This window comes from Psychrobacillus sp. FSL K6-1464 (assembly GCF_038003145.1).
In the GTDB taxonomy this organism is placed as follows: domain Bacteria; phylum Bacillota; class Bacilli; order Bacillales_A; family Planococcaceae; genus Psychrobacillus; species Psychrobacillus psychrotolerans.
The window spans coordinates 445093-468646 of record NZ_JBBOOP010000001.1 but is presented as its reverse complement, the minus strand read 5'-3'; the positions used below and the strand labels follow the sequence as shown (position 1 = coordinate 468646).

General features: G+C 35.9%; 25 protein-coding genes. 7 read left to right on the top strand and 18 right to left on the bottom strand.

Annotation, left to right across the window (positions count from 1 at the left end):
- Positions 1-69: 69 nt before the first annotated feature.
- The 3 genes from MKX39_RS02320 to MKX39_RS02310 form a co-directional block, all read right to left on the bottom strand.
- A complete protein-coding gene (locus tag MKX39_RS02320) occupies positions 70-915 on the bottom strand; it encodes a general stress protein (protein ID WP_340768121.1) in 846 nt (281 codons plus the stop codon).
- A gap of 817 nt (positions 916-1732) precedes the next feature.
- Positions 1733-2170 (bottom strand): YusW family protein, encoded by a 438-nt coding sequence (locus MKX39_RS02315; protein WP_340761357.1) that lies wholly within the window; start codon positions 2168-2170, stop codon positions 1733-1735.
- Positions 2171-2256: 86 nt separating this feature from the next.
- The gene (locus MKX39_RS02310) at positions 2257-2484 is read right to left on the bottom strand and encodes a hypothetical protein (protein WP_340768120.1); all 228 of its coding nucleotides are present in this window, start codon (positions 2482-2484) and stop codon (positions 2257-2259) included.
- A 137-nt stretch (positions 2485-2621) separates the two neighbouring features.
- Between MKX39_RS02310 and MKX39_RS02305 the strand changes: the two genes are divergently transcribed.
- A complete protein-coding gene (locus tag MKX39_RS02305) occupies positions 2622-2816 on the top strand; it encodes a hypothetical protein (protein WP_340768119.1) in 195 nt (64 codons plus the stop codon).
- Between the two features lie 180 nt (positions 2817-2996).
- Here MKX39_RS02305 and MKX39_RS02300 read toward each other — a convergent pair whose 3' ends face one another.
- Positions 2997-5081, bottom strand: a complete 2085-nt coding sequence (locus tag MKX39_RS02300; RefSeq protein WP_340768117.1) for a methyl-accepting chemotaxis protein — start codon at positions 5079-5081, stop codon at positions 2997-2999.
- A 185-nt stretch (positions 5082-5266) separates the two neighbouring features.
- Positions 5267-6253 (bottom strand): SEC-C domain-containing protein, encoded by a 987-nt coding sequence (locus MKX39_RS02295; protein ID WP_340761355.1) that lies wholly within the window; start codon positions 6251-6253, stop codon positions 5267-5269.
- A 210-nt stretch (positions 6254-6463) separates the two neighbouring features.
- On the opposite strand from MKX39_RS02295, the gene MKX39_RS02290 reads away from it, so the two are divergent.
- Together MKX39_RS02290 and MKX39_RS02285 are read left to right on the top strand one after the other, a co-directional pair.
- A complete protein-coding gene (locus MKX39_RS02290; protein WP_093536064.1) occupies positions 6464-6895 on the top strand; it encodes a hypothetical protein in 432 nt (143 codons plus the stop codon).
- A gap of 207 nt (positions 6896-7102) precedes the next feature.
- Complete coding sequence (locus MKX39_RS02285; protein ID WP_139219902.1) at positions 7103-7258, top strand: YfhD family protein; 156 nt, start codon at positions 7103-7105, stop codon at positions 7256-7258.
- Positions 7259-7313: 55 nt separating this feature from the next.
- On the opposite strand, the gene ptsP is transcribed toward MKX39_RS02285, so the two are convergent.
- The 6 genes from ptsP to MKX39_RS02255 all read right to left on the bottom strand — a co-directional run bounded on the left by ptsP (position 7314) and on the right by MKX39_RS02255 (position 14608).
- A complete protein-coding gene (gene ptsP / locus MKX39_RS02280; protein WP_340761353.1) occupies positions 7314-9032 on the bottom strand; it encodes a phosphoenolpyruvate--protein phosphotransferase in 1719 nt (572 codons plus the stop codon).
- A 2-nt stretch (positions 9033-9034) separates the two neighbouring features.
- A complete protein-coding gene (locus tag MKX39_RS02275) occupies positions 9035-9298 on the bottom strand; it encodes a phosphocarrier protein HPr (protein WP_093536068.1) in 264 nt (87 codons plus the stop codon).
- Between the two features lie 24 nt (positions 9299-9322).
- The gene (locus tag MKX39_RS02270) at positions 9323-10489 is read right to left on the bottom strand and encodes a mannitol-1-phosphate 5-dehydrogenase (protein WP_340768114.1); all 1167 of its coding nucleotides are present in this window, start codon (positions 10487-10489) and stop codon (positions 9323-9325) included.
- A 1-nt stretch (position 10490) separates the two neighbouring features.
- Complete coding sequence (locus MKX39_RS02265) at positions 10491-10928, bottom strand: PTS sugar transporter subunit IIA (protein WP_340761350.1); 438 nt, start codon at positions 10926-10928, stop codon at positions 10491-10493.
- A 15-nt stretch (positions 10929-10943) separates the two neighbouring features.
- Positions 10944-13046 (bottom strand): BglG family transcription antiterminator, encoded by a 2103-nt coding sequence (locus tag MKX39_RS02260; protein ID WP_340768111.1) that lies wholly within the window; start codon positions 13044-13046, stop codon positions 10944-10946.
- Positions 13047-13183: 137 nt separating this feature from the next.
- A complete protein-coding gene (locus MKX39_RS02255) occupies positions 13184-14608 on the bottom strand; it encodes a PTS mannitol transporter subunit IICB (protein ID WP_340761348.1) in 1425 nt (474 codons plus the stop codon).
- 257 nt (positions 14609-14865) lie between these two features.
- Here MKX39_RS02255 and MKX39_RS02250 point away from each other — a divergent pair, with 257 nt between their 5' ends.
- Positions 14866-15681: an EcsC family protein gene (locus MKX39_RS02250; protein ID WP_340761347.1), complete on the top strand. Its 816-nt coding sequence runs from the start codon at positions 14866-14868 to the stop codon at positions 15679-15681.
- 95 nt (positions 15682-15776) lie between these two features.
- Here the strand turns inward: MKX39_RS02250 and MKX39_RS02245 are convergent, their stop codons facing one another.
- The 5 genes from MKX39_RS02245 to MKX39_RS02225 form a co-directional block, all read right to left on the bottom strand.
- A complete protein-coding gene (locus tag MKX39_RS02245; RefSeq protein WP_340761346.1) occupies positions 15777-16196 on the bottom strand; it encodes a pyridoxamine 5'-phosphate oxidase family protein in 420 nt (139 codons plus the stop codon).
- Between the two features lie 78 nt (positions 16197-16274).
- A complete protein-coding gene (locus MKX39_RS02240; RefSeq protein WP_340761345.1) occupies positions 16275-17147 on the bottom strand; it encodes a patatin-like phospholipase family protein in 873 nt (290 codons plus the stop codon).
- 162 nt (positions 17148-17309) lie between these two features.
- Entirely contained in the window at positions 17310-17480 is a 171-nt protein-coding gene (locus tag MKX39_RS02235) for a hypothetical protein (protein WP_340761344.1), read from the bottom strand.
- Positions 17481-17532: 52 nt separating this feature from the next.
- Positions 17533-18621 carry a threonine aldolase family protein gene (locus MKX39_RS02230; protein ID WP_340761343.1) on the bottom strand — a complete coding sequence of 363 codons (1089 nt, stop codon included), beginning with the start codon at positions 18619-18621 and terminating at the stop codon, positions 17533-17535.
- A 29-nt stretch (positions 18622-18650) separates the two neighbouring features.
- Positions 18651-19400 (bottom strand): gamma-glutamyl-gamma-aminobutyrate hydrolase family protein, encoded by a 750-nt coding sequence (locus MKX39_RS02225; RefSeq protein WP_340761342.1) that lies wholly within the window; start codon positions 19398-19400, stop codon positions 18651-18653.
- Positions 19401-19559: 159 nt separating this feature from the next.
- Between MKX39_RS02225 and MKX39_RS02220 the strand changes: the two genes are divergently transcribed.
- Positions 19560-20438 carry an SDR family oxidoreductase gene (locus MKX39_RS02220; protein WP_093536086.1) on the top strand — a complete coding sequence of 293 codons (879 nt, stop codon included), beginning with the start codon at positions 19560-19562 and terminating at the stop codon, positions 20436-20438.
- Positions 20439-20607: 169 nt separating this feature from the next.
- Positions 20608-20724 (top strand): YjcZ family sporulation protein, encoded by a 117-nt coding sequence (locus tag MKX39_RS02215; protein ID WP_093536088.1) that lies wholly within the window; start codon positions 20608-20610, stop codon positions 20722-20724.
- 149 nt (positions 20725-20873) lie between these two features.
- Here the strand turns inward: MKX39_RS02215 and MKX39_RS02210 are convergent, their stop codons facing one another.
- Both MKX39_RS02210 and MKX39_RS02205 read right to left on the bottom strand, forming a co-directional pair.
- The gene (locus MKX39_RS02210) at positions 20874-21713 is read right to left on the bottom strand and encodes an aldo/keto reductase (protein ID WP_340761341.1); all 840 of its coding nucleotides are present in this window, start codon (positions 21711-21713) and stop codon (positions 20874-20876) included.
- 25 nt (positions 21714-21738) lie between these two features.
- Positions 21739-22923 (bottom strand): MFS transporter, encoded by a 1185-nt coding sequence (locus tag MKX39_RS02205; RefSeq protein WP_340761340.1) that lies wholly within the window; start codon positions 22921-22923, stop codon positions 21739-21741.
- 183 nt (positions 22924-23106) lie between these two features.
- Between MKX39_RS02205 and MKX39_RS02200 the strand changes: the two genes are divergently transcribed.
- Entirely contained in the window at positions 23107-23478 is a 372-nt protein-coding gene (locus tag MKX39_RS02200) for a winged helix-turn-helix transcriptional regulator (RefSeq protein WP_340761339.1), read from the top strand.
- The last annotated feature ends 76 nt before the right edge of the window (positions 23479-23554 follow it).

Here is a 23554-nt window from a genome sequence, read left to right as displayed (position 1 = left end):
TCATTATCTCATAATAGAATACAAAGAAGAACCTCTCCAATTAGAGAGGCTCTATCCGTTATCTTAAAATTAATATAGTCTATTAGTTGGAGGGATATCATCTAGTTTCTTTTGAAATTCCAACTTTTCTTCGTGTTGATCATGAGAAAGTCTTTCCTCTTCTTCCTCTTCCACTAATTCACTCCCATAAGCTGCTGGACCTAGATTCGGATCTGCTCCTGGTGAGTGATCACCGTATGATTTTTCTTCGATTGTAATGCTCTCATCAATAGTCGGACGAGACTCTCTTACTTCTTTATCTTCCTGCATAGAGTGACCAATATGATTTTCTTCTCTTGCTAAGTATGGGTCAGTGGCAAAAGTTTCTCCACGTGCAAAGCGGTCCTGTGGTTCATCAAAACGCCCATCAGTTTCGCTTACAAACTCATTGTTAGAAGGTGTAAAACCTTGCTCTTTAGCATATTCACTAATCGGCTCTTCGTTTTCCATGAAACGATTTTGTACAACATCTGTACCTACTGTATCTGTATACTCTTGCTCAAATTCATTCTCATGAGTACCGTATACCATTGGTTCATCATTATGTGTTAAAACATCTGTGTAGAGAACAATACTTCCTCTTGCCACTTCTTCAGCATATTTTGTTCTTTCTTCTTCACTTAGATCTAATTTACGTAAACCTTCCGCTACTGCATCTTCTCCAGTAAACCAAGATTTGAACTTATCCATAAATGTTCCAGCCTCATGTGTAGAAACTTCTGAGTGACGACTAAGTGTATTTAAATGAGCATTTTCAGTTGAAATTACATGTATATCGCTTTCTGCATAACCTTGATTTTGTAGGGCTTCCAATTTATCATACATTTCTTCTTCGGTACAAGCAATTTCAATTCGTCTATTCGATTCAATGTTCATGGTGTTGCCTCCTCAAAATTTATTGTGTTATTCTTTCCTTACCCTTCTTAAGTTATAACTTAAACACAATGCAGCTAATGTTAATCGATTTGTAATGTAACAGTAATTATTCAAGTACATAAAGTTATTGATAGAAGTGATAAATATTATAGGAAAAACCGAGCAAAATATGAGGCCCTTGTACGTCAAAACCTGTTTATATCGTTTGCAAAGAGCGTTGGACAGCCGTATTGCTATAAGATTACCCGTTTGATTTTTAAAGAGGCTAGTCATGACTAGCCTCTTTTTCTCGGTATTTTTATGGCTTTTAACTGTCCATCCTCCTTCTGTAACTTAAAAACAGGTTAGTTCGTTTTTGGATAACTAGAAAAAAGAAAATCTCCTATTTATGTAGAAGCTCACGAAGATGCAATTTCGTTCGCTCGTTCGCTTCTTTATTTAGGGATCACTTACTATTTCTCTTTAACTCCACTGGATTATAGGGAGTCCTTTTTCTTCCTCCCTCTTTGCAGAATAGTATCGCTATTTAAAAAGACAATCTTATCGTGCCATAGTACTCACTTAATTGATTGTAGTGAAATAGGCGACACCAATGGGAACAACGCGAGCTGAAAGCACCGCAGGAGCATATATTTCTGTAGTGACGAGGAGATTGAAGCCGTGCCTTTGTTCTCCACATGTAGCGGAAATCAGTAGTATTATTCATTCTTAAATGTTTTGCAAATGCAGTGTTCATGCTGTATTTTTATATACTTTCTTATCTTGTCAAAAAAAGCCTTAAGGAACGATATTCATCGTCTCTCAAGGCTTTTAAATTCTATTTTATATCGCTAAACTCTTGTGTATCTCCATCAGAGAATTCAATTTCTAGCTCAAACTCTTTATAATCCTCTACTCCAAATGCTTTAGTAACCTTTTCAATCACTTCTTCTTTGCTCATATCTTTTGTTAGTGCAAGTTCTTTAAAGATTGGCTCTAACTCTGCATAAGCCTCGTCACCAGAAAGTTTTTTTGACTCTGTTTGATTTGTATACTCCGCTTCTGTTTCGGAGACATCAATATCAAAAGAAGCATCAACGGCATCCTTCTGATCTACCGTGTCTATATCTAAATCAAATGACTGAAAACCAAATTCACTTTGAGCGGTCTCTTTGTCAGGTGCTTCACTTACTTCTTCCTTGTCTCCACAAGCCCCTAATATTAAAACAGATGACATAATTACACTACCAAGTAATGAATATTTTTTTACTTTCATTTTAAGCACTCCTTCATATTCGTATGAAATTGGTTTCTATCTAGAGTTATCTCCATTTTCCTAAGAAATAAACTACTCACGAGTAATTATCCAGGAAAACGGTCTTCACTCGCCGATGTTGATTTAGTATTTCGTTTATTTTTTTCATCTTTTACCTTTTCATTCAACTCTTCTACCGGTATAGGATCCACTGTTTTCATATCTTCATCTGTATCGAATATACTTTCCTTTTCGGTATTTAATAGATCCGGATTATCCATAATACGTCCGGAAATATCTTGTTTCTCTTTATCTGTTGGATGCTTTTTCGTCATTTCTTCCACTCCTCTTTAATGTGTTTTAAATTGTTTATCCTTATTTTCAATTACTAAACATCTTACCTTGTTTGTTTAACTTCAAAAAATATGGGAAAACAATTTATAACAAAATAATTTGAGGAGGAAACGAACTTATGAATAAAAACAAAATGGCAATCACCGCTTTAGGTCTTGGAGCTGCATTTTTGATGAGAAATAAAGGATCACGGGACAAAATAGCAAAACAATTCGAAAGTTTTACGAATACTCCTATTCGAGGAACCAAAACAAATCAACCAACTAGTAACTCTTCCAAAGACAAAGGTATTTTAGGTGGACTATTTAGTTAGACCTTTAATAGAAATCTTATGATCGCTACTATTAAATTTGATGCTGAAAGCCGACCTTCCAATAGAAAGTCGGCTTTCAATTTGTCCTTCTTTTGCAAATTCCACACATAGCTGTTTTGCACTAAACTCCATAAACAATAAAAAGAGTAGACAATTTCTCTCTACCCCCTATATTGTGTTCTATAATTTAAATCGATTTACTACTTCTTGTAATTCCTCAACGATCGTATTCATATGAGTAATAGAGTTTCCTACTCTCTCTAACTCCGTTTGTTGATCATTTGCAGATGCACTTACTTGTTCCGCTGAGGCTGCAGTTTCCTCAGATACAGCCGATATATTTTGTATTGCCATAATCACATTATTTTTGTTTTCTAACATACTACTGATTTCTTCTACTAATTGTTTGATCCCTAACTCAATCTCTCCAGTTAATACTTTATTATCATTAAATGCTTTTTCGGTACTACGCACTGATTGATTTTGTGCTTGCATCATCTTCGCATTTTCAGAAATAATTGAAACGGTTTGCTTAGATTCTAGCATAATTCCTTGCACAATCTGATTAATCACTTCTGTTTCTCGCTTAGATTGCTCTGCGAGTTTTCTAACTTCCTCTGCAACTACTGCAAACCCCTTTCCATGTTCACCGGCACGAGCCGCTTCAATACTTGCATTTAAAGCAAGTAGATTCGTTTGCTCCGTTAAACCTTGAATAGATCCAATCACTTGGTTGATATTGCTAATATTCGAGACCAATGTTTCGATTTGAGATTGCACCTTACTATTAATTTCATTTGTCTGTGCATTCTGTTCTCCTAGTCTGACCACTTCTTTTATACCATTTTCGGTTGATACTTTATTTTTCAAAGATAATTCATCCATTTGAGAGGATATCATTTTTAATGATTCTATTTTATCTGAAAGCTGTATCATCAGATCATTTGTTTCTTCTGTATCTTCTGATTGCATAGCAGCTCCTTCTGCAATTTCATTAGTAGCTAAAGTAATTTCATCACTAGAAGCTACTACTTCATCAAACACCTCATGTACATTATTAGAAGTTTTATATAAAAGTGTAGAGGAATCTAAAACCGTGTGTATCGCATCGTTCGTTTTAACTAACATATTATTATAAGCCGATGCCACAGCTCCTATTTCATCTAGTTTAATATATACACTGTCTACTTTTTTTGTTAAATCCCCTACTGCAGCCAGTTCGATAGACTCTCGTAGAAATTTCAATGGTCTTAACTGTCTAAAGATAAACCAAACGGACACTGCCGCCATCAATACGACCATAATAATGGCACCTATTATATTAACAAGCAATATTTCAGTGAAGGTTTCTAGTATTTTAGACTTTGGTAAAACCAATTGAACAGACCAAATTTCATCTGCACCTTCTAAGAGCATTGGAGCAAAAGCGTTAAAAGCTTCTTCCTTTAATGATTTTGAGTCTACATACAAACTTCCTTCATGTTCACTAACTATATTCTTCTTTACTCCTGACCAATCTATTGCATCTTGCATATTAGACCAATTCATCTTGTCATTAATACTATTTACTATTAATGTACCTTCATCTGTAATAATACCTGCATACCCACCTGGTGGAGCAATCGTTGCCACTACCTCTTCTAAGAATTCGATTGTCATGTCTGCTGTTATCACACCAAAGAAAGTACCCTCCTTTGTTAGTAAAGGCATGGCTATAGTAGTCATCGGGACCGATTTTCCTGCTGTTTCGTACATATATGGCTCTGTTAAGATAGCGCGTTTTTCATTTTTAGGAACAGTATACCATGCTGCATCTTTGTCTTCATAATTCATAAGTTTCTCCGTCTCAATAGATGTTCCACTTCTAAACAAATAGGGAATAAATCGATTTGAACTATCCATGAGATCAGCTTGGTATGTCTCGCCTTTGGCAACTCCGCTCTCTAATAGTAATGAAACACCAAAAACATTATCATTACTTTCTAAATTTGTTTGTAGAATTTGTACTAATTCTTCTCCCTCAAGTCGGTTGTTTCTTTCTGATAGTTCTATTAAATTTTTCGTATTATATAACATTTCATTTATTTCTTGAAAACGATCACCTATTAAAGAGGCCGCAAGTTTAGCATCTACTAAAGTCGAACTTTCCGCATCTTTTATACTTTGGTTATATAGAATCGTACTTGTAACTGTTGAATAAATTAGGAATAACACTAAAAAAAGTCCAACTATTATAACGGACAATTTTTTCGAAATACTTTTCACTTCTTCATCTCTCCTTGTTAATTTATATATTAAGTCGTAAATCGCATACCTTTAAAACGAACCAAAAGACCCAATATCAAATATAGCACAAGAGACCTATAAAAATTAATAATCAGAATTTCCTGAGAATGTTAAAAGATCACCGCTTATTAAAATTCAATAGACGGTGACCTTTTATTTTTAAACTATTTTGCTTGATAATACGCTGTTAAATCATTATAGTATTTGTTTAAAGAAGAGGTGGAAACATCAAAAGCCTCTGCAATTTCTTTAATCGTCATATCAAACGGTTCAAATAACCCATTTTCCTGACCAAATCGAATGGCTCCAGCAGCAATCGCTACTTCTTTACGTGCATTTGGCTGTTGCTCCACTAAATAGTCCTCAACTATTTCAATAAAGTTACCATACTCACGATTATTTTTCTCTAAGAAATCGATTGCAACCTGTAAAACTCCCACTTCAAAGTTTGTATACTCTCCGCCTTCATAGCCATTTTGTCCAAGTAGTTTCCACAGAGTTGCTCCCAGTTCCTTTAAAAAGGCCGATGCAGAAAGTTTTTCTTGTTTTTCAAATTGTTTTTCTACACTATCAAAAACGTTCTGGTGATCGACAGGGAAGAAAACTAAGCTAGAAATAGCTAAATAATGATTTTCTTCGGCAGAGCTATCCGGTAAGATGAAGCAGTACACATGAACTCCAACAGGCACCGGCTTATCACTTTCTCGTCTAAGTTGAATGCTTTCTTTTGTGAGTATGTGTGAAACCGTCATATAGTGCTCATTTACTTCAATCACTTTCCCTACAAAAACCTGCGGCTCGTTCCACTGGTTTAATACACTTAGTGTAGAAGGTCGTACCATTATTTTCTTCTGCTTTTTAAGATAACCTAACCATATTTCCTGTTTGTAATGGAAAAAGAACTCGTCCATTACAATAGCTTCAATCATTTCTAAGTCTAAATAATCACCTATTACTTTGCTCCAAGCACTCACAAGATCCGCATAATCTTCCATATCCTTACGTTCTGGATAGTGATCATAAAAGGATTGTAATATTCTTTCCAATTCCTCTGTTTGTACCTCTTCTATAGAATCATTCTGCTTCGACTCGCAGCACTTTTTATATTTTTTTCCACTACCACATGGACAAGGATCATTTCGACCTACCATATATAACACTTCCTTCTCTTTTGGTAAGTGCTTATTTTAACATGAAATCAAGCAAAATTTAAGGTTTAGTCTAAAATAGATAGGAAAACAAATAACATTTTTATAAATATTTCAAAAAATATCTAGCAAATCTGTGTGTAACTAAGATTTCCTCCGCAAAATAGGGTATACTTAACATAGGAGTCTGTAAATGTCGAGGAGGTATGGAATATGTCAGTTGCTAGTGAAGCGTCTCAAGTGAACTTAGATTTTCTTATTAACGATTTAGGTCTCAAGCAAGTGTCGAATACAGCATTGTTCCGTAAAGGGAATATTTTAGTTCTATCACCATCTGTTCAAAACAAATCGAATACGTTTGAGTTAGGTGAATCCCTAATGAAAAAGTTCAATCCTGAAACAGACGAGGGATACTTATTAATCCGTATAAAAGAAAAGTTTTTGATGGCTAAGTTGCACCCGTTTCAACGTAAAATGATGACAAAGGATACGGAAAAGAGTACAAAAAGTAAACCGTCTTTTTGGAAATTTAATGTAATAGAGTCCATCATTCCGCGTATAGAAAATAGCGGTGATCGTGAGTTAACTTATAAAATTCAAGCCCCAACGAAGCAACAACTAACTACCTTTTTCAATAAAAAGTAAAAAAACTCAAGTACTTGGAGAATTCAGTCCATGTACTTGAGTTTTTTGTTTAGCTATCGAGCTTACGATACTTTTTCGTGTATAACTAACAACGTTTTTTAATGAAGTTCTTTCTGTATACTAAACTAATATTTTTCCAACTCCCGTGTAAATCGTTTGAAATTAGCCATATTAAGTTAGATCGAACAAATGGAGAGGAGTTTTTACATGGGAAGAGACGATAAAAAAGGTAGAAGTAACAACAAAGATTCATTACCTCAAACGCCTAAAAACCTTAAAATCAAACCAAACGAAATTCAAGAAGAATTTGCCAAGGAATTTGAAGAACTAAATAAAACTGCTCCGAAGGTCAAAAGAAAATAAGCACCAGGAAACCCACTTCTATAGGTGGGTTTCCTAGTGCTTTTATTTGAAAATACTAAAACTTCAAGGTTTCTTTTACATATTGCTTCACTTGCTCGGAAGTTTGCATAGATAGTGCCTTTTCCGTAATCTGTTTCATCTCTAGCTGTGTAAGCTGATTGATCTGATTTCTTGCTTTTAGCATGGAAGGAGCGCTCATGGAGAACTCATCTAACCCTAAACCAACCAATAATGGAATGGCAATTGTATCTCCTGCCATTTCACCACACATACCTGTCCACTTTCCTTGAGCATGCGAAGCATCGATTACCATTTTAACTAAACGTAAAATAGCTGGATGATAAGGTTGGTATAAATAAGCAACAGACTCGTTCATTCGGTCTGCAGCCATTGTATATTGGATTAAATCATTGGTTCCAATACTGAAAAAGTCCACTTCTTTAGCAAATTGATCAGCTAATATGGCAGTCGAAGGTATTTCTACCATAATACCAATTTCTATTTGCTCTGATACAAGTGTACCTTCCTGTTGAAGCTGTTCTTTCTCTTCTAGTAATAATTTTTTCGCTTCTCTAAACTCTTCTAGAGTCGCAATCATTGGAAACATTATTTTAAGATTACCAAAGGTACTTGCTCGTAATAATGCACGTAGTTGAGTTCTAAAAATTGTTTGTTCCTCTAAGCACAGTCGAATTGCTCGGAAGCCAAGGAATGGATTCATTTCTTCTGGAAGATTTAAATACGGAAGTTGCTTGTCTCCTCCAATATCTAATGTTCGAACAACAACGGGCTTATCACCCATTTTTTCAAGCACTTGCTTATATGCTTGGAATTGTTCTTCCTCTGTTGGTAAAGTATCTCGTTCCATATACAAAAACTCGGTACGATATAGCCCTACTCCTTCACCACCGTTTTCAAGGACGCTTTCGACGTCTTTGGGAGTTCCGATGTTTGCAGCAACTTCCACTTGTATACCATCTAATGTGATAGTTTTCTTATTCTTTAGCAAGGAGAGTTGCTTCTTCTCTGCTTCTTGTTCATTTCTTTTTTCTACATAGCTCTCTACAACATCGGTAGGAGGATTTATAAGGACTTCCCCATTATCTCCGTCCACAACGATTAAATCACCTTGTTTAATTGCAGATGTAGCGTTTTTTGTACCAACAACGGCAGGAATCTCTAATGAGCGAGCCATAATGGCTGAGTGAGAAGTGCGACCTCCCATGTCAGTTGTAAATCCTTTAGCAAATGCTCTATTCAGTTGAGCAGTATCTGAAGGTGCCAAATCTTTGGAAATGATAATAACTTCTTCATCTATTAATCCAATATTCGGGACCTCAACCTCTAATAACCTTGCAATTACTCGTTTCGTTACATCCCGTATATCCGCTGCTCGCTCACGCATATATTCGTTATCCAGCTGTTCAAACATGACAATTAATGTATCTGCCGTTTCTTGTAAAGCAGTTTCTGCATTTACTGCTTCGTCATTTACTTTACTTTCTACTGCACCTAGTAACTCTGGGTCACTTAGTACAAGTAAATGCGCATCAAAAATTGCGGCGTTTTCTGTCCCTAAGTCAACCTCAGCACGGTCACGTATCTTTTGAAGCTCTAATTTGGCAGCATTTACAGCCTCATGAAATCGAGTAATTTCTTCTTTTTTATTCGTTACTGTACTTTTTGTCACCGTTAAATCTGGTTCTGTCATCAGGAATGCTTTTCCAATGGCTATACCACTGGATGCAGCAATTCCTTTTAATATTTCTGTCATGATTAAATAATCCCTTCAGTTTTTAGAAAGCTTTCAATTGCTTCTAGTGCTTCTTGTTGATCAGTACCTTCTGCAAATATAGAAATACTTCCGCCTTGACCAACACCAAGTGACATAACACCAAGAATCGATTTAAGGTTAACCTTTTTCCCTTTATACTCCATAAATACATCTGAAACAAATTTTGAAGCTGTTTGAACAAGTCCTGTTGCTGGTCTTGCATGAATTCCTGATTCTGCCACTACTGTATACGTATGATTTGTCATAATAATCTTCTCCCTTTAATTGTTTTATTTTTTGCTTTTCTTTATTGCAATTTCTTCATATTGCTTTTGAATCCTTTCAAATAAACCTGTACCTGGTTCAATACCTGTCGTTCTTTCAATCGTAAACTGTAATCCTTTTTGTTCAATCATCAATTGTATTTCGTTTGCTTCTGGATCTTCTTTAAAGTCATAGTGTAAAGCTGCTGCTATTCCTCTAGTTAAGTATAAAGGATTCTCACTAAACATTTCTACATATTTGGTCGCAGGACGGACAAGTCGATCATTTTTTTTAAGTTTACGCATCGGTGAACGTCCTACTCTTGTAGTATCATCTGAAATATATGGATTAGCAAAACGATTTATGATTTTTTGTACGTAGTCAGCATGTATTTTTTCATCAAACGAGTAAGTTGCAGTCAGATATCGACCAGTCTCCTTTAGTACTTGCTCAACCATTTCTCTAATTTCACTATTTTCAAGAGCTTCATGCATGTTACGAATCCCTGCCAAATAACCAAAATAGGCAACAACTGCGTGACCTGTATTAACAGTAAACAATTTACGTTCTATAAAAGGTTCTAAATCTTGAACAAATGTTACTCCATGTATTGGGGGAGTAGCACCTTTAATCTCAGACTCATCTACAACCCACTCGTAAAACGGTTCCACTGTTACTGCTAATTTATCAATATTAGTCTGGTTGGGGACAATTCGATCTACCGCTGCATTTGGAAAGCTATAATACATGTCAAATTGAGTTTTCTCCTCATTCGTCAGCTCTTCGTATATCTTTTCTTTTAAAAAGGCACTTCCACCAATCATATTTTCGCACGCAATAATCGTTAGTGGGTTTTTCGATTGTTCTAGACGTTTTTTCAATCCAGTAGCTAATAATCCCGCTATTAGGGGAAGTATATTTGGTCCTACTGCAGCGGTAATAACATCTGCATTTGCTACCTCGTCTACGACAAGTTCTGGATCCTTTAAACTGTTAATCGCATATACATTTTCAACGGTTAACTCTTTCCCAGATGCCTCCGCAAGCTTTACAGTATACTGTTTCTTCTCATTCAATAAATTAACGATTTCTGCATTTACATCTACAAAACATGTTTTATATCCCGATTGGTGCAATAATAAACCGATAAATCCTCTACCAATATTACCTGCTCCAAAATGAACAGCATTCATATTAGTTCACTCCTTCAAAAAAGGACAAAATATCGTTAGGTGAAGTTGCTTTAACTATCTTCTCTACATTCTCTTCTTCTGATACAGTAATTGCAATATTAGATAATATATCCAAGTGATCATTGCCTTTACCAGCAATACCAAAAATCAATTTCACAATATTACCATCTCCAAAATCTACTCCATTTGGAACTTGAATAATAGTAATGCCGGTTTCCTTCACTTCTTTTTTTGCATCATCAGTACCATGTGGAATTGCTACGAAATTGCCCATAAAAGTGGAGGTCATTTCTTCTCTTTCTAACATTTTTTCTATATAACCAGTCTCCACATAACCTTTGTCTACTAACATTTGACCCGCTAGTCGGATTGCTTCTTCCTTAGTAGCTATTTGTTGATTAAGTAAAATATTTTCTGCTGATAAAATTGGTAATGTCATTGTATTACGCCTCCATTAGTTTATATTTTCTTTAATAAATACTTCAAATTCTTCTGCTAAAAATGAATGAATTTGAGCTTCTTCCCCTGTCTCAAACAAGTGGATATTTTGTTCATTCTGAATGATTAAAGTACTGATCAAACTTAGAACCTCTAACCCTGCTGTGAGAAATGATTTAGGTGCTAATAATACAAGTAGTGTGTCCACTTTTACATCACTACCATCCATGCCTTTTATACAAATAACATGGTCAAGTTTGTGAATAGTGAACGATGGCTTTTGTACGCTCTCATGGCGCGTATGATAGAGTGCAAGTTTAGTTCCTGGAATCCCAATACCACCATTTTTTTCTCTCTCGAGTAAGGCTTCTACTACTATTTCTTTTTCTGTAATGACTTGTCTAGACTCCAAGTTCTCACATATCCGCTGCATATATTGCTTTACGGTAAGTTGGCCTTTTAGCAACGTAAGTTGAAAATTAGTTAATACATTTAACATTACACCTGAGTATTCGTGTACCTTTGCTATTTTTTCTGTTAGTACATCTGCATTTGGATTACTTTCTTTTGCGAGTGGAGAAGGTTTTTGTATGAGCATTTTCCTTCTTGCATATAGCTGGACTTGGTTAATCTCTTCTGTTGTTAAAAAAGGGTTAACCATAATATACTCCCTTTGAAAATCCTGCAAGTAGATGGTCGAAACGATAAGATCCCTATCCGTTATAGTAGTGGCAAGCTTGTTTAGGTCAAATACAGAAATATTAGCTACCTCTGAAATTTCTTGAATTTCTCGAAGTAATCGTGAAGCTAGTAATTTAGAGGTTCCAATTCCACTAGAACAAATAATATATGCCTTTAGGTCTCCCTTACCTAATACCCCAATTAAGGCAGATCCAAAATGCATTACTAAGTATCCAATTTCTTCGTTTGGAACTTGGAGCTTTGGAAAAACTTTACGAGTAGCCGTTTTTACTTGCTCAAACAGATCCTTATAATTCGTTTGTATTTCATCTAGTAAGGGATTAGCTATGCCCATATTTTGCTCTATACGATAGATTGCAGGCTTTAAATGAGTAACGAGACCTTCCAGAAGGGAAGCATTGTCAGATAAAGAAAAGCTAGTTTGCTTTTCCATCTCCCTGACCAAACTTTTAGCCTGTCTATATAACTCTAAATTGGAAGACTCCACTAAAACCCCTTCTTGTTGACGAAGTTTGGAGCCTTGAAGATGCATTGTTATATAGCCTACTTCTGCTTCTGGGATATCCACCTGGAAACGGTCCATTAACATACTGATAATTTTTTGGGCTATAGGATATTCTGGCTCAAGCGAAATCTGTTTTAAATACGCTTCATCGATCGTAATGTTTTCTCCTTGCAAAATACGTTCAATAGCGAGTGCAAGGTGAACGATTAATGCAACATAAGCACTATCTGTCATCGACAAAGAGAAGTCTGGATAAAGGTCCTTCATCGCCTCTTCAATCATCCCTAACTTTTCTCGGTCGACAAGGTGCATTAGTCTTTCAGAAATTGGATCTTCGCACTTGCTTGATTTTTGATGAATCTTTTCTTTTATTAATGAAAATAATCCCTCTTCCTTCAAGGTTTTCGAAAGTGCATAACTAATTGCTCTACGTTTTGCCTTTTCCGTTCCTGATAGTTCAACTCCATATCCTCTTTTCTTCAAGATTGAAAGTTGAATAGGCTGTAATTGTTCCTCTAGTTTCATCAGATCGGCACTGACTGTTGAAATGGAAACGCCCAAATCTTTTGAGAGTGAATAGAGCTTTACAGGCTCAGTTGATTCATACAAAATACATAGGATTAATGTCAGTCTTTCCTCCAGTGTATATTCTCTTTGAGTAAACTTTTTAAGCTGTTGAACCAATTCTTGCTTTCTTTGTTCATCCCCTATAATCTGTACACCGACTCCTGATTTTCTAACTAGTTCAAGTTGATAGGAGTCTAAAATAGTTTGGATATTATTTAAATCTCGTTGAATAGTTCGAGAACTCACATCTATTCTTTTGGATAATTCTTTAATCGTTATTTCTTCCTTTTCTATTATTAAAGCTTCCATAATCATCTTTTCTCTGCTCGAAATAAATATTGTCAACACCTCATTCCTAACGATCCAAATCATTGGCAAAACTCAGCCTATGAAATAGGCCGAGTCTCGGATGTGTCTCTATTTTAACAAGAAAGTATATGCATTACTTAGAATCTGTTTAGACTCTAGCGCTTTCGCTTTTCTTATTTTAGTTGTTCAATTAGTTCATCGTATTTTGGACTATTTAAGAAATTTTCTACAGAAATATGGTATGCATTTGGCACTTGATCTTTTGCTCGACTCGTCAAATCCTTATGCGTAATAACTACTTTTGCATCTGCTGGAAGGTTGCTAATAGCAGTATTTGTTACAGATACATCAAGTCCCTCTTTTTTCATTTTATTTCTTAAGATAGATGCTCCCATTGCACTTGAGCCCATTCCCGCATCACATGCAAATATAATATGTTTCACATTTGCAAGGGAAGTTTCTTGCATAGAGTCAACTGTTGTTGTTGGTTTTATAAATTCTGCTGCTCTACTTTCTGACCCTTTTAGTGAAGAAGTTTTTTCTGTTGCTTTAACTAAATCTTCCTCCGCTATATCTTTAGACGTTTTAAGAATAAGAGATGCGATCAGGAAGGATACGGCAGTTGCAACTACTACGGCTAATATAACTCCTATATGACTTCCTTTTGGAGTTAACGCTAATATAGAGAATATACTTCCTGGTGAAGGTGCTGCCACTAGACCTGCATTGAATAATTGCAGTGTAAAGATACCAGAAGCTCCACCGGCAATAGCTGCTACAAGTAGGAATGGCTTCATCAAAATATAAGGGAAGTAAATTTCATGAATTCCACCTAGGAAGTGAATAATTACTGCTCCAGGTGCAGTTTGTTTCGCTGCTCCTTTTCCAAAGACCATGAAAGCAAGTAAAATTCCAAGACCAGGTCCTGGATTTGACTCCAATAAGAATAGAATTGACTTACCTGCATCTGCAGCCTGCTCAATACCTAAAGGACCTAATATCCCATGATTAATCGCATTATTTAAGAATAATACTTTGGCTGGTTCTATGAAAATACTTGCAAGTGGTAAGAGACCTGCATCAAATATGAATTGAACTCCAGCTGCAAGAAAATCTGTTAACGCATTAACTGCTGGCCCTATCAATTTGTATGCGACTAATGTTAGGAATCCACCAATAATACCTGCTGAAAAGTTATTTACGAGCATTTCAAAACCAGCTTTTATTTTACCCTCTACTAGTTTATCAAACTGCTTGATAACCCAACCACCTAGTGGACCAACTATCATCGCACCAAGGAACATTGGGATTTCTGCTCCAACGATTACTCCCATCGTTACAGTTGCACCAACTACACCACCTCGAATACCGTGAACGAGACGACCACCCGTAAACCCAATTAAGATTGGCAATAAGTAATTGATCATAGGACCGACTAGCTCTGCAAAATCTTCACGAGGCCACCATCCTGTTGGTATAAATAATGCTGTTATAAGACCCCATGCGATGAATGCGCCGATATTCGGCATAATCATCCCACTTAAAAAACTACCAAAACGCTGGACTTTAACCTTGAATCCTGTCTGTTCTGTGTTCATTTTAGCAATCCTCCCCTTGATTTTATTAAAGTTTCTTGTTGTCTCTCATATTAAAGCGTTTACATTTAATATTCAATAAAATGAAAACGCTATCATGTCGTCTTTAATGATGCCAAAATCGAAGTTGATTGGTTGTCATATTTTCTAAAACCACTGATTTCTCTAAAGACTGTTTTGTTTTTCCTACATTAAAACCTAAACTACCTTGAATTGAAACTATTTTGTTGACCGGACGTATTATAAACGAGGTGATAGTAATGATAGATTCAAAGGATTGGTTACAATCTGAGCTTTTAAGAATAGAGGCCTGGGAAAAGGATCAAGGCGATTTATGGTTTTGGGAAAAAATTGGACGATTACCTTTTAAAATAATGGACAAGTGGACTCCAAAATTTATACAAACAAAAATGGGTACTTTACTTGATGAGCTTGGCCAATATATCCAAACGGGCGGCAGTTATTTGAGTTCAACTTCCAAGATCAAGTCCTATTATCCAAATATGGGTATTGATAGCGTTGAGGACGTAAACAGATTGCCTGTTTCAACAATGGACAAGGCTGTAAAAGGTATAACAAAAAACAGAAAAAATATTGCTACCATTCAAGGTGCTGGAACAGGTATTGGAGGTATTTTTACATTGTCACTTGATATTCCTTTCCTGTTAGGTTTACAACTAAAAACATTGCAGGATATTGCCATTTGTTATGGCTATGACCCGAATGATAAGAAGGAACGGTTGTTCATTATTAAATCACTTCAATTTATTTCTTCCGACATTGTTGGCAAACAAGTTATCTTGGCTCAGCTTTCCAAGTTTGATAGTCAAGACGAAGAAACAAAACGGGAGGTTTTATCGGAGCTGCAAGGCTGGCGTGAGGTTGTATTATCCTATAGAGATCAATTCGGATGGAAAAAAATGTTTCAGATGATTCCAATTGCCGGCTTAGTTTTTGGAGCATTTATTAATCGTTCCGCGATAAATGATATAGGTGAAGCTGGAATGATGCTTTATCGAAAACGAAGAATTGTGGAAAGATTAAACAAAGATAATACTAGCAACTTATTAAGCTAAACTTTTGTTACTACTATTTTACCCATCAGTTTAAATCGCATAAAAAGAGACCTTTTTTAACATCAAAAAGGTCTCCGGGAAAATAAAGAGGAACATCAAAGTTCGATAACTTGAGGTTCTTCTCCTTTTGTATTCATTAATCGCATTTGGGTAGGTGTAACTTTCAAGATTAAAAGGTCCGGATCCTCTGGGCCTTCGAACCAGCCTTTAAGAGCTTTGTTCCACACTTTTTCTTTCATCGCTTCATCATCTGATTCGATAACTGTTCCTTCAATTTCTAAAAAGCTATCTCCTAATCCATGCCCATCATAACCTAACAAGATATGCGTATTCGGGTTTTGCTGTAGTTCCTCTGCTTTATGTGTTTTTTTACTTGTTGCTGTATAGAGAGTGAATTCCTCGTTAAAAAATGTCATGTAACGAGAATGTGGTTTGTTGTGTTGAACTGTTGCCATTGTACCAATCATATTTTTATCTAAGATTTTTAGTGCTTCCTCTTTTGCGTTCTTTGCCATGAATATCCTCTCCTTCAGTGTATTCTCTGTTCTATTATTCCTTTGACTGATGGAATTAAACATTCACCCAGGAATTACCTACCACATTTTCAAAAATTGATTGGCACGGCTTCTGCCCTTTTCCAGTAACTCGTTTTTCATATCTTCGCTCAGATCAAACTGTGTTGCTTTATAATCCTCTACCGGAATAAATATTATGTTTTTCTCAATTTTTCTGGAGATATATCTTTCATCATGGGCATTTTTCATAGTAGAAAATAATGCTTCAAATAAGTTTAAGCCGTTTGTTATTTTATGAGGTTCCATCTCTTCTGAATTACTACTAAGTTTTAAGCCCAAAATCGGTCTCTCTTTGTTTCCATTATCAAAAATCCACATAGGAAAATTACTTAATACACCACCGTCCACAATTATCGTATCAGTCGACGTCACTTTTAATTTGACGGGTTCAAAGAAAAATGGAATTCCACAGCTCATGCGTAGGGCCCGTGCTATTGGAAAACTAGCTGCTGATATCCCGTAACGCTCTAAATCATCAGGAAGTACCATTATTTTGCCATTCGTAAGATCAGAGGCAACTAACTTCAGCGAACCTGCCTCAATATCAGAAAAAGTATATACTCCCTTTAAAGCCAGCTTTTCTAAAAACCAGTTTTCCAGCGCTTTCCCTTGATATAATCCTAGTCTCCAGTAGAGATTTATCCACTTCATGAAGGGAATTGGTAGAATAGTTTTTCGAGGATCTAAAAGGGTTAATGTGTCTAGTTCACTTAATAACTCTTCTATTTCTTTGCTTGTAAAACCAGCAGCAATAAAACATGCAAGGATAGCACCTGCACTCGTACCGGCTACTCGCTTAAATTTATACCCTTTTTCTTCTATTACTTGATAAGCACCAACTAGTGCATATCCCTTTAATCCACCTCCTGAAAAAACACCATCTATTAACAATGAACGTCCTCCTTTTTCTACCCATTGTTACAATGTAAGAAAAAAAGGAGAGAATTAGAACCTCCGAGCATTTTATGGCGAAAGTAGGTGTTGAAACTTCAAAAAAAAGCCCATTCCAAAACAATAACTGTCTTGTAAATGGGTATGTTGATTAGTATTATGTTATTTATTCTCGTTAGTAGCTTGATCTTTGATTTCATTGTTTTTCTTTTTCTGTCTATTATTATTTTGTACGTAGACCTCTAAATCATCTGGACTGACGTCATAACCGAAACCATATTCTTCTCGGTCTAATGAATTACTCTTGTTGTTTTTATTATTTTTCTTCGTCATGAAATTTCACCTCCATGAAAATAACTTGTGTAAGTTAGGAGGTTTTATTCATTTATTCCGTCAGCTTAACTTGTAGGGATTGAAATGCCTTCTGTACTTTACCTTTTGGGATGGAGTTGTATTGATCTCCGACACTAACCTCGAAACTAACGCTTGATTGGTTTTCTTCTCTGAGATAGCTAGTCAACCCTATACCTGTTTCATAGTAAACCTCTTTAAATATTGTCTCTAATTGTTCTTTTGATCTAGTAATGTGAACATGAAACATATTAGATTGGGGAACAGCTGGTTTAGTTTGTATGAAAGGGCACGAGTTGAATAGTCTTGCTAACTCTTTTGCATTTTCATAATACTGCTCCATTTTTGATATTCTCTGATCAAAATAGTGATTTGCACTTATGATGTACGGATACAAACTTATTAAGTCTCCACCATGTCGTCGTTTCCAGACTTTCGATTGTTGGGTAAACTCCTGATTTCCAGCAAGGATAGCTCCAGCTATTCCTCCAATTCCTTTATAAAATGAAATATATACACTATCAAAAAGTCCACAAACCTCTGACGCAGATTTCTGATAGTACGGGAGGATTTCAAAAAGTCGTGCTCCATCTAAATGCAATCGAATTCCCTTTGCTTGGCAATACTCGGAGATTTCAACAATGGTTTGGTAGTCAGGAAGCTGACCACCAATCTCTCGTTGGGGAAGTTCTAATAATAGACAAGCTATTTCTTGATCTAAATTTAGAACATCTTCTAATTCCATTAAGCCAGATTCATCACCTAATAATAATGTATCAATATGATGCATTTCCTTTAGTCCATCTGCTTCATGAATTTCTAAATGACTTAGTGGATGGTATGCTACTCTCTTAATACCCTTTTCATCGCACCAAATTCGTAGAGCTATTTGTTGAGCCATTGTGCCACTTGGGAAGAATACGGCTGACTCTTTCCCTAAATATGTAGCCATTTTCTTTTGAAACATCTCAATAATTTCACCATTTCCGTACATATCACTGTCTTGTTGGTCATCTATGTGTTCAAAGGCTTCTTTTAGAATTTGTATATTTCTTCTTCCATTTCCGGCTATTTGATACTGCGTTTGCTTAAATACTTCCACTAACGACATGCTTTCAGTCATATTTTCCCTCCTGAAACTCAATTGTCTATTTATTTTAGCACTACAGCAGGAATATTATTAGCATTACTTATTCTGTGTTCAATCGCTGCATTTATATACGCTTTAAAAATGCGTTTTGATGGCTCGTCCCCGTCAACCGCAAACTCTTCTGGATGCCATTGGAAGCCAAATACGAAACTATGATTCTTACTTTCTACACATTCAACAATCCCGTCCGTTGCTCTCGCAATAACTTCCAATCCTTGACCCACTTTGTTGACTGCTTGATGATGGAACGAATTCACTCTAAATTCTTCTTCCTGTAATAAGTCATATATTCGACTATCTTTTTTCAGTGTTACAGGATGTGATCTATGCGTCCGAACTGCCTTTTGTAAATGCTGCATGACCGGCTCTTCTCGCTGTGAATGAATGGACTGATACAGTGAACCACCTTGGACAATATTCAACATATGCAAACCGCGACATACCCCAATATAAGGTTTGTCTAAATCCAACATTTTTTTAATAAGTTTATACTCCATTTCATCCAATTCAGGTGTAATTTGTTTTAAATGTACATGAGGATTTTCATTATAATAACTTGGATCAATATCCTCGCCTCCTGTAACAAAAAGGCCATCTAATCTTTTACTAAGTTCTTCTATATCATCCTCCGGTACTAAAGGAATAAGTATAGGTATCCCACCAGCTTGTATAATTGCATTTGCATAGACTGGAGGCATATAATAACAGCCATCTTCTAGCACTTCTGTTGTAATTCCTATTATTGGTTTCATATATATTCTCTCATCTCTTTTTAAGTGTTTTCTTTTTACATACCCGTATATTAATCTGGAAAAACGTAACCGACTATTCCGACAAATATTTAGTTTATACGTTTGTTTTTATTTATCTAGGGAATAAATATATCAACCAAGTTTAAGGAGGAAATTTTCATGGCAGATAAATACGAAAAAATAGACAAAGAAGTTAAAGGACAAACACAACAACAGCAACCAGGTATTGAAGAAGAAATGACTCCTGAACCTATTTATGATGACCAAAATTATAAAGGATCCGGGAAATTGACCGGGAAGGTTGCCTTAGTTACAGGTGGGGATAGTGGAATAGGACGTGCAGCTTCTATTGCATTTGCCAAAGAAGGCGCGAATGTCGCTATCGTCTATTTAGATGCAGATGAGCAACCAGATGCTGAAAAAACAATAAAACTTATAGAAAAGTACGGCGGAAAAGCATTAGCGATCAAAACGGACTTAAGTGATGATGAAAACTGTCAACAGGCAGTGGAGCAAGTGATTCAGGAATTCGGACAACTGAATGTACTAGTTAATAATGCAGGTAAGCAATTCCCAACAAAGGATTTTCTAGCTATTACACCAGACCAATTACAAGAAACTTTTTCTACTAATATATACTCGATGTTTTATTTATCTCAGGCTGCGCTACCGCATATGAAGAAAGGCGATACGATTATTAATACCTCCTCTATCACAGCCTACAACGGTTCCCCTGAGTTAATCGATTATTCTTCTACTAAGGGGGCTATTACATCCTTTACTCGTTCGTTGGCATTGAACTTAATCGAAAAAGGAATTAGGGTAAACGCCGTGGCACCTGGTCCAATTTGGACACCACTTATTCCCGCAACATTTGATAAAGAAAAAGTGAAACAGCATGGAGCTAGTACGCCAATCGGTCGTCGTGGACAACCTTCTGAAAACGCACCAGCGTATGTATTTTTAGCTTCCACTGATTCCAGTTATATGACTGGTCAAACGATTCACGTAGATGGTGGGGACTTTGTAGGTTCTTAATTGCAAAATCATTAAAAAATGCTCAGAGTTTTCTCTGAGCATTTTTCATATCCTAAACAATTATTTGTGATTTATTTTATTTGTACCAATTATTTTTACCTTGTTGCCCTGTTCATCTTAAGACTTATTAATACTCTAATAGTATTACTAGGAAAAGAGGAATGAATATATGTCTGGAAATGATAGTGCTGGAGGATATGGATACGGTTCTGGTTTTACACTGATTGTTGTTTTATTTATTTTACTTATTATTGTTGGCGCTGCTTTTGTTGATGGCGGTTACTAATTTAAAATACCGGTAATCATACCCGGCAATCTTAGTAAATTGTAAATCAGATTCTTAAACAATCTGTGCAGTCTAAATATTGCATTTATAAATAACCGAGATTCTTCAAGAATCTCGGTTATTTTTTGTGAGTTTAGTTTTTATAGTAATTAAAAATCAAAGTTATCTGGATCTGGTCCAACACGGTGATTTTTATTCAATAGATCAATCTGCTTCATGTCCTCTTTTGTTAATTTAAAGTCAAATACATTTGCATTTTCTATTATGCGTTGTTCTTTCGTAGACTTTGGAATTGTAATTACATTATTTTGAAGGTCCCAGCGCACGATAATTTGTGCTACTGATTTCCCATATTTAGATGCTATTTCTTGAAGTTCTTCATTGTCGAGTAACTGCCCTGCCATTAGTGGTGACCATGCCTCTAATTGAATCTGATGCTCCCTACAGAAATTGTGCAATTCTTTTTGTGTTAAACGCGGATGATATTCTACTTGGTTGATCATTGGATTAATTTCCGCATCCTTCATTAACTCTTCTAGGTGATGGATTTGAAAATTACTTACACCAATCGCTTTCACACGTCCCTCTTTGTAGAGTGTTTCTAGAGCTTTCCAAGCCGCTTTATACTTCCCTTCCACTGGCCAATGAATTAAGTATAAATCTAAATATTCTAGTCCAAGTTTAGTTAAACTTTCTTCATAGGCTGCAATTGTTTCCTCATAGCCCAGCTCAGAATTCCATACTTTTGAAGTAATAAAAAGATCCTCTCTAGCAATATTTCCATCTTCTATCCCTTTTCGGATTCCTTTTCCTACTCCTACTTCATTTCCATAGATGGCTGCTGTATCGATGCTACGGTACCCATTTTTTATAGCGATTTTCACTGCATCTATTAACTCTTGTCCATCCTCTACTCTAAATACGCCAAGCCCTAATAGTGGCATTTCTACCCCATTGTGTAATGTTTTTATAGATTGTAAATTTTCCATTTTGAATTCCTCCGTCTGTTAATTATTATATTTGCTCTTTTCTCTCCAACATTCTACTAATACCAGTTAATATTGCTGCAATCATAACCATTATCGATCCAATCCAAGCAGTATGGATAAGGCCAATAGAATCTGCGACAATTCCCCCTAAATAAGACCCAATTGCAATGCCGGCATTAAAAGCAGCAATATTCATAGCTGAAGCAACATCAACTGCACTAGGAACATAGCGCTCAGCTAACATGACAACATACACCTGCAGGCCTGGAACATTCATAAATGCAAAAACTCCCATTAAAATAATCGTTATTAACCCTAAAACCTTAAAAGGGGCTGTAAATGTTAATAGAAGTAGTATAATCGCTTGAATAATAAACATATAAAAAAGTGAGCCGATTGGGTTTTTATTGGCTAGTTTTCCGCCAATCATATTCCCTACTGCGATTGCAACCCCATAAACAAGTAATATTAAAGCGATTGTCCCTTGTTTAAATCCTGTTACAGACTGAAGCAATGGGGATAAATACGTGAATACGACAAATGTCCCCCCGTAACCAAGTGCTGTAATTAGAAAGATTAATAATAATCTACTATTTGTTATTAGCTTTACATGATCTTGTATTGATGTTCTTGTACCTTTTCGTAAATCAGAAGGAATAAGTATACTATTTGCTATAAACCCAATGATTCCTATTACGACAATTGCTATAAAGGCAAAGCGCCAACCTAACTGCTGTCCAAGAAATGTACCAAAAGGCACTCCTGTAATGGTTGCGACTGTTAATCCTGTAAACATAATAGAAATTGCACTAGCTCTCTTATCCTCTGGTACTAGATCGGCAGCTATCGTTGATCCGATGGACATAAAAACACCATGTGAAAATGCAGATATGACACGTGCAATTAATAGCACTGTTACACTTGTAGCACTAGCGGCTATTCCATTACCTATAATGAACACAATCATTATCCAAAGAAGTAAGGATTTGCGAGGCATCCTTGAAGTAAGTGCTGTTAAAACTGGTGCACCCACTGTTACTCCGAGGGCATATAAGGAAACTGTCAGCCCCGCTGTTGTCAAAGATATATCCAAGTCTTTAGATATTAATGGCAATAGCCCGACACTGATAAATTCAGTCGTTCCTATTGCAAATGCACTTACTGCTAATGCCAATAATGCAAACATACTTCTATTTTTATCTAAAGTCATTATTTCTCAACCTTTCTTCATGCGGAATAAATAAATTCCGCGAGACCAAACTATATTGTAAATCTACCGGCAAATGTTATTATGATTCATAGAGTTTTAAAAGGAAAGTACGCACTTTAAAGTAATATAGGCACTATAAAGTACTATAGGAACTTTTTTGTTCCTATCTAAAGGAGAAATAGTATGAAACAAAAAAAATATAATATATCAGTGGAAGCTACATTGGAGGTCATTGGCGGCAAGTGGAAATGCGTCATATTGTGTCACTTAACCCACGGAAAAAAGCGGACAAGTGAATTAAAGCGGCTTATGCCTGATATAACTCAAAAAATGTTAACGCAGCAACTTAGAGAGTTAGAGAGTGATGGCGTTATTAATAGAATCGTCTATAACCAAGTCCCTCCAAAAGTAGAATATGAGTTGAGCGAGTATGGTACAAGTCTTGAAAGTATACTCAGTGCCCTTTGTTCATGGGGAGAAGAACATATTACAAAAGTATACGGAGATAAATTTTCCGTTTTAGAAGATAGTATCTTGAATGATAGCTTAAAATAAAAGACTATGTAAAAGTAGAAAGACCAATTTAAAATTCAAAGAAAAAAATGAGCCGGAGTGTTTCTCCAGGGTCATT